The 11,802-nt window shown below is 64.6% G+C and carries 12 protein-coding genes; 5 read left to right on the top strand and 7 right to left on the bottom strand.

Features of this window, described 5'->3' with window-relative positions; translation table 11 throughout:
- The first annotated feature begins 62 nt into the window (after positions 1-62).
- On the top strand, positions 63-545 hold the full coding sequence (gene rraA / locus PKA57_RS01850; RefSeq protein ID WP_324297216.1) for a ribonuclease E activity regulator RraA: 483 nt from the start codon (positions 63-65) through the stop codon (positions 543-545).
- Between the two features lie 65 nt (positions 546-610).
- Here rraA and speE read toward each other — a convergent pair whose 3' ends face one another.
- Complete coding sequence (gene speE, locus PKA57_RS01855; protein WP_324297217.1) at positions 611-1,498, bottom strand: polyamine aminopropyltransferase; 888 nt, start codon at positions 1,496-1,498, stop codon at positions 611-613.
- Entirely contained in the window at positions 1,498-1,989 is a 492-nt protein-coding gene (speD, locus tag PKA57_RS01860) for an adenosylmethionine decarboxylase (RefSeq protein WP_324297218.1), read from the bottom strand. The genes speE and speD overlap by 1 nt, the downstream gene beginning before the upstream one ends.
- 688 nt (positions 1,990-2,677) lie before the next feature.
- Here speD and PKA57_RS01865 point away from each other — a divergent pair.
- On the top strand, positions 2,678-3,187 hold the full coding sequence (locus PKA57_RS01865) for a hypothetical protein (RefSeq protein ID WP_324297219.1): 510 nt from the start codon (positions 2,678-2,680) through the stop codon (positions 3,185-3,187).
- 8 nt (positions 3,188-3,195) lie between these two features.
- On the opposite strand, the gene PKA57_RS01870 is transcribed toward PKA57_RS01865, so the two are convergent.
- Positions 3,196-4,131: a nitronate monooxygenase family protein gene (locus PKA57_RS01870; RefSeq protein ID WP_324297220.1), complete on the bottom strand. Its 936-nt coding sequence runs from the start codon at positions 4,129-4,131 to the stop codon at positions 3,196-3,198.
- A gap of 146 nt (positions 4,132-4,277) precedes the next feature.
- The gene (locus tag PKA57_RS01875) at positions 4,278-4,814 is read right to left on the bottom strand and encodes a hypothetical protein (protein ID WP_324297221.1); all 537 of its coding nucleotides are present in this window, start codon (positions 4,812-4,814) and stop codon (positions 4,278-4,280) included.
- Positions 4,815-5,176: 362 nt separating this feature from the next.
- Between PKA57_RS01875 and PKA57_RS01880 the strand changes: the two genes are divergently transcribed.
- Entirely contained in the window at positions 5,177-6,025 is an 849-nt protein-coding gene (locus PKA57_RS01880) for an alpha/beta hydrolase (RefSeq protein ID WP_324297222.1), read from the top strand.
- Positions 6,026-6,030: 5 nt separating this feature from the next.
- Here the strand turns inward: PKA57_RS01880 and PKA57_RS01885 are convergent, their stop codons facing one another.
- Positions 6,031-7,767, bottom strand: coding sequence for an amidohydrolase family protein (locus PKA57_RS01885; RefSeq protein ID WP_324297223.1), 1,737 nt, complete (start codon positions 7,765-7,767; stop codon positions 6,031-6,033).
- A gap of 137 nt (positions 7,768-7,904) precedes the next feature.
- Entirely contained in the window at positions 7,905-8,849 is a 945-nt protein-coding gene (locus PKA57_RS01890; protein ID WP_324297224.1) for an aldo/keto reductase, read from the bottom strand.
- 241 nt (positions 8,850-9,090) lie between these two features.
- Between PKA57_RS01890 and PKA57_RS01895 the strand changes: the two genes are divergently transcribed.
- Positions 9,091-10,359, top strand: a complete 1,269-nt coding sequence (locus PKA57_RS01895) for an LLM class flavin-dependent oxidoreductase (protein ID WP_324297225.1) — start codon at positions 9,091-9,093, stop codon at positions 10,357-10,359.
- Positions 10,359-11,135: an alpha/beta hydrolase gene (locus PKA57_RS01900; RefSeq protein WP_324297226.1), complete on the top strand. Its 777-nt coding sequence runs from the start codon at positions 10,359-10,361 to the stop codon at positions 11,133-11,135. Before PKA57_RS01895 ends, PKA57_RS01900 begins: the two co-directional genes overlap by 1 nt.
- 108 nt (positions 11,136-11,243) lie before the next feature.
- Here the strand turns inward: PKA57_RS01900 and PKA57_RS01905 are convergent, their stop codons facing one another.
- Positions 11,244-11,651 carry an MAPEG family protein gene (locus PKA57_RS01905; RefSeq protein ID WP_324297227.1) on the bottom strand — a complete coding sequence of 136 codons (408 nt, stop codon included), beginning with the start codon at positions 11,649-11,651 and terminating at the stop codon, positions 11,244-11,246.
- Positions 11,652-11,802 lie beyond the last annotated feature (151 nt).

Below are 11,802 nucleotides of genomic sequence, written 5' to 3' on the forward strand. Positions count from 1 at the left end.
CCCGCCGTTCCAGCGTGGGAAAAATCCGGCCGATCCTCCCAATGACCGCGAGAGAGAAGCCGATGACCAGCCCCGCCACCACCGATCTTTCCGACGCCCATCCCGATCTCGTCGAGCATTGCGAGCCGATCTTCCGCGATTTTGGCGGGCGGCGCGCCTTCTCGGGCCCCATAGCGACGCTCAAGACCTTCGAGGACAATCCGAAGGTGCGCCAGGCGCTCGAAACACCGGGCAATGGCCGCGTGCTCGTCGTCGATGGCGGCGGCTCGCTGCGCTGCGCGCTTGTCGGCGGCAATCTCGCAGCTCTCGCGGTTCAGAATGGCTGGGCGGGAATCGTGGTCCATGGCTGCGTGCGCGACACGGCGGAGCTTGCCGCCGCGCAGGTGGGCGTGAAGGCGCTTGCTGCACACCCCAAAAGAAGCGAGCGGCGCGGGCTCGGAGACTATGATGTCGTTCTACGCTTCGCGGGCGCGACCTTCCGGCCCGGCGAATGGCTCTATGCCGATGAGGACGGGATCATCGTGAGCCCTAAAAAGCTCGACTGAAGCAAAACGGACGATCCGCCTGTTCGCGCGGATCGTCCGTCTGCGTCCTTTCGCCTTGCGGCTCGTCAGTCCGCGGCCTTCGCCACGATCTCCTCGATGAAGGCAGGCAGCGCAAAGGCGGCCTTGTGCACGGCCGGCGTGTAGTAGCGCGTCTTCAGCCCCGCCTCGCGATAGCGATGGGTGAGTGTTTCGACCGTCACCGCGTTCAGGAACTCGTCATCCGTGCCCCATCCCATCGCCATGAAGCCGCCGACATAGGTCGGAATGGTGGCGACATAGCAGTGAGCGTAGCGGAAGAGCCGCTTGAACTTCGCCATGGTGCTCGAAAGCTCGGTCGACTGCAGGAACGGCACGCCGTTCTGCGTGACGAGGATGCCGCCTTCGGTGAGGCGCGCCTTGGCATTGCGGTAGAACTCTTCCTCGAAGAGGACGACGCCAGGCCCGACGGGATCGGTCGAATCGACGATGATCACGTCATATTGCTCCGACGAGGTCCGCACGAACTCGGCGCCATCCGTGAAGATGAGGTCGAGGCGCGGATCGTCGAATGCGCCGGCCGAGATCATCGGCAGATGCTCCTTCGCCAGATTGGTCACCGCGGGATCGATCTCGACCATGGTGATCTTCTCGATGCCCTTGTGACGCACGGCCTCGCGCAGGATGCCGCCATCGCCGCCACCGATGATGAGCAGACGCTTCACATTCCCATGCGCGAGCACGGGCACATGGGTCATCATCTCGTGATAGACGAACTCGTCCTTCTCGGTCACCTGCGTGGCGCCGTCGAGCGCCATCATGCGGCCGAAGGTCTGGTTGTCGTAGATCACGAGGTGCTGCTGGCCGGTGCTTTCCTCGAAGATGATCCTGTCCGCACGATAGGAAATGACGAGGCCGCCATTCTCATGGAGAACCTCGTCGACCCAATGGGTCTTTCCGTCGCTCCGAACCGGCATCAGACCATGTCCTTTCCGCGCCGCAGTTCCTCGACGCGAATGTTGGACGGGCCGAACGCCTCCTGCAAGACGGCGATCGAGTTCTGCGGCTCGGCCTCGCCACACATGAAGACGTCGAGCGCGGCGTAATTCGCCTCGGGCCAGGTGTGGATCGAGATATGGCTCTCCGACAGCACGGCCACGCCCGACACGCCGCCATTGGGCGTGAAGTGATGGAGGTGGATGTGCAGCAGCGTCGCCTTGGACACCTCGACGCAACGGATCAGCGTTTCCTCGATGTGCTTCAGATCGTCGAGCCTGCTCGCACCGACCAGATCGATGATCAGATGCGTTCCGGCGAAACGTTCGCCATTGCGCTCGATGAAGAAATCCTTCCGCTCCTCGTCATGGGTGCGCGGTCCTTCGGACAGCGTTTCCACCGATGCGAGATTCGGGGCGTTGTGGGGGAACTCGAGTACTTCCGCCTGGGTCTTCCTTGAATCGCGATTCAAGTCGATCCCCAATTGGAAGAGGGCGCGGGGCTCGGACATGGGCCTCTCTCCAACCAGTAGATGGACCTGGCTTGCCGGACGCATTGCGCCGCACCGGATTCCACACGGGAAATCGCGATGGGCTGCGCCGGGGCCGTGGATATTTAAGCTTTCGCAGATTGAACGCGGTGGCTTGAGGTGCCGAGTGCAGGGCGAACTCGCCCGGCTTGTCCGTTCCGGAGAACGGCGCGGCTCGGCGTCATCAGGGGCGTCAGCCCCTCAGACTGTAATCAGGCATATGCATTCTCCCCAGAAACCCGGCTGGCTGCCAACGCGGCATGCCGCCAAACCTTCCAAAAGAGACGCGTACGCCGTTACGTAGCCGGTTCCGGGCCAGGGGCACGTGCGATTGCGTTCTGGCGCTCATGTAGATGGCGCAGTGCAGCGTGTCAAACAAAAACCTCCGCATGCGCACATGGCGCCGAATTTTCATCTGCGGTGTCCGGATTACGGCGTTCTACGTCCGGCGAGAGGGTTCTCGCGCATGAAACTGTCGAGGCAGGCGATCAAGTGCCTCATCCGATTCGCGTGACGAGAATGCCTGGCGATGCCGAGCCCGGCTCTTCAGCCTTCGATCTGCATGATAGTTATTGCGATTGATTATCAATAGCGATAGCCTCGCTCCATCCTCCCGCATCGGAGACACGCCATGAAGCCAGCAGACCGCGCCTTTTTCCCCTCTCCGTCGCGCCATCCCCGCTATGTCCCGGAGCTGCCGGTCGCCGAGCTTGGCTTTGCCGAGCAATTCCTCGTCTGGGCGATGCGCGTTCAGTGGTCCCATATCGGCGACGGGCAGCAGAACTCGCTCGTCGTGCAACGCGCCTTCGACAAGCTCGACATGCCCGAAGGGGCGAGCCTCATCGCCGAGCTTACCGAGGCGCTGATCGGCGCCTCGACGCGGCCCCTTTCCGTGCCCTGCCCCAAATGGCGGGTGCTGACGGGCGACGAGGCGCGGCTTCTCAACTTCCTCGCCGCGCTACAGACGCGCGATGGCGCGCCCCTCGCCTTCTTCGCGCCGGAATGGCGCCTGCCCTCGCATGCAGCGATCTGGCCGCCCGCGCAGCGGCTGGCGCTCGCCTGCACCGCCGCTGGCCTCCATCTCGGCTCCATGCGCGCCGACGCGCCGACGCTGCGGCTGGCGATGCCGCAGCTTCACTGACGCGGCGATCAGCCGAAGCTCTGCGCCGAGGCGAGCCCACCGAGACGGTTCGTGATCGAGAAGAACTGGGCCACCGTCTCCTCGATGATGTCCTTCGCCGACTTCACCTCATGGATGAGGCCTGCGGACTGGCCGGCAAGCGCGGGCGCTGCTTCCATGTCGCCGCCGAAATAGACATCCCGAATGCCCTTGAAGACATCGGCCGGCATGCGCCCTTCCTCATGGATCGCATCCATGCGCTCCGACTTCAGCGCCCGGATGCAGGGCGTCGATTTCTTGTTGAGCACATATGTGCCCGTCTCCTTCGCTTCGACGATCTTCTGCTTGTAATTCCGGTGCACGGGGCTTTCGGCGCAGCTTACGAAGCGCGTTCCCATCTGGATCGCTTCGGCGCCGAGCGCGAAGGCTGCCGCCATGCCGCGCCCGTCGCAGATGCCGCCCGCGGCGATGAGCGGCACATCGACCCTTTCGCGGATCGCCTGAAGGAGCACAAGCGTCGAAACCTCTTCCGGGTTCTTGAAGCCGCCGCCTTCCGCCCCTTCGACGACGAGCCCGTCGACACCCGCATCGACGCATTTCAAAGCCGCATCGACCGTCGGCACGGCGTGATAGACGACGATGCCCGCCTCCTTCAGCGGCGCCACGAACTTCGCCGGGCTGCCAGCCGAGGTCGTCACGAACTTCACGCCCGACGTGCAGACGAATTTGAGCATCGCATCGTCGCGCAGGAAGAGGATCGGCAGATTGACGCCGAAGGGAAGACCCAGCTCGCTCATCTTCGCGATCTCGGCCTTGCAGGCTTCGGTTTCGCCGGACGAGGTTTCGATGATGCCGAGCCCGCCTGCCCGCGAGACGGCGGATGCAAGCGGCGTGCGGGCGATCCAGCCCATCGGCGCCTGGATGATCGGATATCTGGCGCCCGTATGGGCGAGTACGCGGTTCATGTCGTTCCTCCCGGCTATGAAATTCTTATGCCCGGAGTTAGCCCGCTCGCAGGAAACGATGCAAGCGGCACAAACGAAAACGCGGAGCCCAGGGGCCCCGCGTCAGTAGCACCGCGTTCACGATAGCGCGAGCGGCGGCTCGCCCTTTACCTGAAATGGCCGTAAGCCTTGACGACAGCCTCCGAAAGCTCGCGATAGGCGGCCTCGACGCCCGCGCGGATCTCGTCGAAGGCGTTCTCGCCCTGCGAGGCGAGCGTCTGGAGGCGCTTCTGAAGCCTGGCGCGATCGGCCTTGAGGCCGGAGAGGATGCCGCGATAACGCTTCTCGGCGTCGCGCAGCGATTTCTTCGCCTCGCGTTCGGCCTTGTCGATTTCGCGGGAAACGCCCTTCACCTGCTTTTCGAGCGCCTTTCTGGCGGCGGCCTGTTCGGCCGAGAGCCGGGGCGCGGTCTTGGCTTTCTTCGCGGTCCCGGCGGCCCCTCGCGCCGCCTTCGGCTTCGCTTTCGCGGGCGCCTTCGGACGCGCTTTTGAACCCGCCTTTGAACGCGCCTGGTCAGCCCCTCCGGCCGCCTTCACCGGACGCGCCGCCGTCCGCCGCTTCGCCGCCGCCGCGCGCGCCGCCGAAGTGCGCGCTGCCGGAGTGCGCGCCGTCTTGCCGCTTCCGCTCCTGCGTCTTTCCGTCATGCCGATCCCCAATCGATGTTCCATGCGCGGCGCCGGCCTCGACGCCTTCATTGATCAGAGTGCCGACATTGCCAGTCCCGTTCAAGAGCGCCATTGTGGGGGCGCGGCCGCACGGCGATACCCAATTCGATCCGCATTCCGCATAATGTTGGCAGTTTGGTAAGCGTTCCTGTCGTTAAATGCGCTCACACATGGGGAAACGCCGGTGCCCGTTGGCGCGCCCCCTCATCTGGGGATTATGTTCCCCGAGGAACGAAGAGCCGCCACATGGCAAAATTCCTGTCCCTCACCAACGCCCCCGGGCGAGACATTCCGCGCTGCGGGAGCGGTCCTCGGACATGAACGCCGGAGACAGAACGCGCATGGATGACGGCACTCCCGGCGAACGGACGATCATGCTCGTTCACGGCATGTGGAGCGGCCCGCATGTCTGGGAGAATTTCCGGGCCTATTTCGAGGCGAGCGGCTACAGGGTCGTGACGCCGACGCTGCGCCACCATGACGTCGCGCCCGGCGCGCCCGTGAACCCGGCTCTCGCCACGACGAGCCTTGCTCATTACGCGGACGATCTCGAAGCCGGCATCCGCGCGCTTGGCGTCAGGCCGTTCGTCGTCGGCCATTCGATGGGCGGGCTTCTCGTCCAGATGCTTGCCGCGCGAGGGCTTGCGCGTGGCGCGGCGCTTCTTGCTTCCGCCCATTGCGCGCCTGTCTTCGCGCTCGATCCCATGGTCGCATGGTTCTTCCGTCGGGCGTTTCTCACGCCTTTCTGGCGGAGGACGCAGCTTCCCACCTACGACACCATGCGCTGGGGCGCGCTCAACGGCCTCGACGAGGAGGAGGCGCGCAGGCTTTACGCGACACTCATACCGGAATCAGGCCGGTGCCTCGCCGAAATGGCCTTCTGGTATCTCGACCGGCGGCGCGCCGCCCATGTCGATGCGAGCAAGGTCACTTGTCCGCTGCTCTTTCTCACCGGCAGCGAGGACCGCCTCACTCCCGCGTCCATCGCCTGGTCGACCGCCGACTATTATGGCGGCAAGGCGCGCATCGAATTCCTGCGCGGACGGGCGCACTGGCTGCCGAGCGAGCCGGGCTGGGAAGAGATCGCCGCGAGGGTCGAGCGCTTCTTCAGGACGGAAACGCCGCGCTTCCAAATGGAAACGGGCGCAGCCGAAGCCGCGCCCGAACACTTCCTTCCCATTCCCGCCTGAGCGGACTATTCGGCCGCGCGCAATGCCGGTGCGGGCTGCTCGCCGCGCACGAGCCTGCCCGGCAGGGCGCCGGTCGGCTCGCCATCGCGATAGATCACCTGGCCGCTGGCGATGGTGACGACATAGCCTTCCGCTTCCTGCATCAGGCGGCGCGCGCCGGAAGGCAGGTCATAAACCATATGCGGCGGCTTCAGGCGCAGGCGCTCGAAGTCGATCACATTGACGTCTGCCTTGTAGCCCGGCGCGACGACGCCGCGATCCCTGAGGCCGATGGCCTCCGCGGTGTCCTTCGTCTGGCTCTTCACCACGAAGGGCAGATCGAGCCTTTCGCCGCGCGTGCGGTCGCGGCACCAATGGGTGAGCATATAGGTCGGCACGCTGACATCGCAGATCGCGCCCACATGCGCGCCACCATCCGACAGGCCGAACAGCGTGTTCGGATTGCGCATCATGGTGAGCGTGTTGTCGAGGTTGAAGTCGGTGTAGTTGTGCAGCGGGAAGAACAGGAATCCCGTACCGCCATTCGCCGTCAGAATGTCATAGACGATGGCGTCGGGGTTCTCGCCCGTGGCCTTGGCGCGCGCGGCGATGCTCTCCTCCGGCGCGGGCTCGTAATTCGGCGGATCGCCGAGATCGAACATCTTGTGATAGGCGCCGGCGAGCGAATTGACGAAGGGGTGGCCCGCCTCCGGCGCCTCCGCGATGAGCTTCGCGCGGAAAGCGGGATCGCTCATCACCGCCACCCGCTCGGCAAGCGGCAGATGGGCGATCGCCTGATAGGAAGGCCGCGTGACGAAGGGATGGACCGAGCCCTGAAGGCCGAGCATGAGGCCCACGGGGCGCCCCTGCACCTGCGCCTTGATGGGCAGTCCGCGCGATGCCGCGCCATCGAGGCGCCTCATCAGCTCGCGCCACTGATCGGGCATGACGTCGGCCTGCACCATGGAGAAGCTGAGCGGCCGGCCGGAAACGCGCGTCAGCTCCTCGATGAGGCCGAACTCGTGATCAATCTCGCGGAAATCGGACACCCATTGCAGAACGCCCGTGCCCGCATCGCGCAGTGCCTCGGCAATGGCGACCATCTCGGCATCGGCGGCGCCGAGCGTCGGCGTGAGGTCGCCGTCGGCCGTCCTGTGCACCATCGTCCGCGTCGTCGAGAAGCCGATGGCGCCGGCCTCGATCGCCTCGCGCGTCAGGCGCTTCATCTCGGCGATCTCGTCGGCGGTCGCCGGCTCGCGCTTCGCGCCGCGCTCGCCCATGACATAGACGCGCAGCGCGCCATGTGGCACCTGCGTCACGATGTCGATGTCATGCGGCAGCTCCTCGATCGCGTCCATATATTCGGCGAAGCTCTCCCACTCCCAGGAAAGGCCCTCATGGAGCGCCGCGCCCGGAATATCCTCGACGCCTTCCATGAGGCGGATGAGCGTGTCGTGATCGGTTGAGCGCACGGGCGCGAAACCGACGCCGCAATTGCCCATGACGACGGTCGTCGAGCCATGAATGGAGGACGGCGTGACGCGGCTCTCCCATGTCACCTGCCCGTCATAATGGGTGTGAATGTCGACCCAGCCGGGCGTAACGAGAAGACCCTTTGCGTCGATCTCCTCGCGGCCCTTCGCCGCCACCCTGCCCACCGCGACGATACGGCCCTTGTCGATCGCCACATCGGCCTCGCGCGGCGCGCTGCCCGTGCCGTCGACGAGCATTCCGCCTCGAATGACGATATCCACTTCCGTCATGTCGTTCCTCCTGGAGTTTCAATTTCTTGTTGGGAGGCAGTCTAGACGGGGGAGACGGTCGGGGGAAGACACGCAAATCTCCCCGAACCGGCCGCAAATCCGCCGGATGGACGCGCTGCCGAATCAGAATCTGCCGATCAGAACCTGAAAGTGATCTTCCCGACCTCGGCCAGCTCCTCGGCCGAAAGCTCCCACTCGCCCGCCTTCACATTCTGCTCGACCTGTTCGGGCCCTGTCGCGCCGGCGATGACGCTGCCGACATGGGGTTGCGAGGCGAGCCAGCCGATGGCGAGATCGAGGAGCGAGCGGCCGCGCGCGGCGGCGAACGCCTCGAGTTTCTCCACGAAGTCGAAATTCTCGTCCGTCAGGATGGCTTTCGCGCGGTCGCCCATGAGGGTGAGGCGACCGTCGCCCGGCCCGCCGGTCCCACGCCTGTACTTGCCCGTCAGCATGCCGCTCGCCAGCGGGAAGTAGGGAAGAACGCTGGCCCCATAGGCCTTGGCGGCGGGCACAAGCTCCAGCTCGATCTTGCGGTCGAGGAGGTTGTAATGGTTCTGCGCCGAGATGAACCTTGCGCCGCCCGCCTTGCCGGCCAGATACCACGCCTCGACGAGCTGCCAGCCCGCGAGATTGGACGAGCCGATATAGCGCACCTTGCCCGAGCGGACGAGATCGTCGAGAGCCGCAAGCGTTTCCTCGACCGGCGTCTCGGGGTCTGGGAAATGAAGCTGGTAGAGGTCGATATAATCCGTACCAAGACGTTTCAGGCTCGCCTCGACGGCCTGCACGATATAGCGGCGCGAGGCGCCCTTCATATAGTCGCCATCGCCCATCGGCAGGCCGAACTTCGTCGCGACGACGACATCCTTGCGGCGCTGTCCCAGCGCCTTGCCGAGCATCGTCTCGGAGCCGCCCTTGTTGCCATAAGCATCGGCCGTGTCGAAGAAGGTGATGCCGAGATCGAGCGCCTTTCCGACCACCGCGTCGGTTGCCGCCTGATCGCATTTCATGCCGAAATTGTTGCAGCCAAGACCGACGACCGACACCTTGAGGCCCGACCGGCCAAGCACTTTCATGCGCATCGCATCCTCCCGAAATTTCTCACGACCGAACCGGATGCAGCATAGCGCCATTGGCCCCGGCCTGCGCTAACAGGGCTGTCAGCAATGGCACATGCGGCGCAATTGCACCCCTTGGGCAAATTGACTAGACTCCCGGCCTAGGGGAATTACCCTAAAAACGAGGACGGGCCGCAACAGACCCGAAAACGGGCGTGCTCCCCCGGGGCAAGCGGACCGGGCCTGTCTCAGGAGGAGGAGACGCATGAAGTTCACATGGTTCAATCTGATGCCATGGCCCTATCTGCCGGACGACTTCCGCGAGAAGTACCGCTCGGTCTGGGTCGACATTCCCTCGAAGCTCTTCGATCCGGCGAAGAGCCATGAGGTCTACAATACTCATATCGACCTGCTCGAATATGCCGCGACGCTCGGCTTCGACGGCATCGGCGTCAACGAGCACCACCAGAACGGCTACGGCATCATGCCGTCTCCGAACATCATCGCGGCGGGGCTTGCCCGGCGCACGAAGGATGTCGGCATTGTCGTACTCGGCAACTCGATCGCGCTCTACAATCCGCCGGTGCGCGTCGCCGAGGAATTCGCCATGCTCGACTGCATCTCGGGCGGTCGCCTCGTCGCCGGCTTCCCGGTCGGCACGTCGATGGACACGAACTATTGCTACGGCCAGATCCCGGCGCTGACGCGCGAGAAATATCAGGAAGCGCACGACCTCATCATGCGCGCCTGGCACGATCCCGAGCCCTTCGCCTTCAACGGCCGCTACAACAAGCTCCGGCATGTGAACATCTGGCCGCGCCCGATCCAGCAGCCCAATCCGCCGATCCACATTCCCGGTGGCGGCTCGGTCGAGACCTACGACTTCTGCATCGACAACACCTACTCCTATTCCTACCTCTCCTTCTCGGGCTATATCCGCGCGCGCGCCCTCCTGCAGGGCTATTGGGACCGCGTCGCCCAGCGCAACGCGCCCGACACCTCGCCCTATCGCGCAGGCTTCGCCCAGACGATCTGCGTCGCCGAGACGGATGAGGAAGCCGAGCGGCTCTACTCGGAGCATGTGAGCTACTTCTACAATCGCTGTCTCCACGTCTATCCGGGCTTTGCCGACGCGCCGGGCTACCGCACGATCAAGACGATCCAGACCGGCGCTCTCTCGCAATATGCGCCGCCCATCGGCGGCTATGCGTCGCTCACCTGGAAGGACCTCGTCGAGCAGGGTCACGTCATCGCCGGCAGCCCCGAAACGGTGCGCCAGCGCATGGAAGAGCTCATCAAGGGCCTCCATGTCGGCAACATCTTCTGCCTGCTGCATGTCGGCGACATGCCGAGAGACAAGTGCATGTATTCGACCCGCCTCTTCGCCGAGAAGGTCATGCCGAAACTCCGCAATATGTTCCCCGAACATGCCGATGACGGACGTTTCTGGTGCAAGCCGCTGGCGAAGCAGGTAACGCCGGGCAACCTGCCGAGCGAAGCGGCGGTGGCGGCGATGGTGGGAGGAAAAGACTGATGGAAACGAAAACCGTCAAGACGCAACACGCGCCCGTTCGCTATTTCGAGGGCGGAAAGGGCGCGCCGCTCGTCTATCTCCATGGCGCGGGCGGCGTCACTGCCGAGGATCCGCTCCTCAACAAGCTCGCGGAGAGCCATCACGTCTTCGCGCCGCTGCTGCCGGGCTATGGCGATTCGGAGGAATGCGGCGAAATCCGCGACATGCTGGACTTCACGCTGCACACGGCGGATGTCGTCGAGGCTCTCGGGCTCAAGGACCCGATCCTTGTCGGCCATTCCATGGGCGGCATGATCGCCGCCGAGATGGCCGCCATCGCGCCCAACGACTTCTCGCGCCTCGGCCTCATCTGCCCGGCGGGTCTCTGGCTCGACGATCATCCGATCCCCGATCTCTTCGCCATGCTGCCCTATGAGATGCCGCAATATCTCTTCCACGATGTGGAGGCGGGCACGAAGCTCATGACGGCGGGCGTCGCGCTCGACGATCCTGAATGGCTCAAGGGCTTCCTCGTGCAGAACGCCCGGCAGATGGGCATGGCGGGCAAGATCCTCTTCCCCATCCCCGAGCGCGGCCTTTCGCAGCGCCTCTACCGCATCAAGGCGAAGACGGTGCTCGTCTGGGGTGACAGCGACAGGCTCATTCCGCCGGCCTATGCCCATGCCTGGAAGAAGGCGATCAGGGGCGCGGAACTCGTCTCCATCCCGGAGGCGAGCCACATGGTGACGCTGGAAAAGACCGCCCAGGTCGCCGCCGCGCTCGCCAGGCTCGGATAGCCGGACACGACATCGACATTCGGCGTCACATAACAAGAAACGGACGTTGGATAGGAGCGAAGGGCCGTCCCGAAAGGGACGGCCCTTCTGCTTTGCGGCGCACTCCTTTCAGAGATGCGTCGCGATGGCCGCCATCACCAGCGCGATGAGATCGCCGACGACGAGAATTCCCGTGGCGATGATGCCGATGCTGAAGCCCAGCTCGCGCTTTTCGGCGGCCTTGTAATAACCGCGCGCGTAAATGACCCGGCCGATCGGGTAGAAGATGCCGACAAGCGCCGCCCAGAGATCGCCGATGGTGAGCGCGAAAAGCCAGAGCGCGGGCAGGAAGAGCACGAGACCTTCCAGCGTGTTCTCATGCACGCGGATGACACGCATGAGTTCGTCCGGCCCGCTCATCGCGGGCGCGGGCACCTTGTGCCGGCCGCGGGCCCGGCCGACCTGGAGGGCCATCCAGAAATAGACGAAGAGTGCGAGAAGGGTCACAAGACCCGTATGCGGATAGGCGAATGACATGCGTTGCTCCCCCTGAGCCTTTTCGATGGAACGAGGTTACACGGCTGGCCGCGCGCCCCCAAGAGCCATGCGGGGGCGGGCAAATGGGCTCCCGGCGCGGCCCACCCTCTCAGATCTTCTTCTCGCCCTGCCAGTAGCGGTCGCGCACCGA

Origin of the sequence: Parvibaculum sp. (genome assembly GCF_035325945.1) — a bacterium.
Taxonomy (GTDB): Bacteria; Pseudomonadota; Alphaproteobacteria; order Parvibaculales; family Parvibaculaceae; genus Parvibaculum.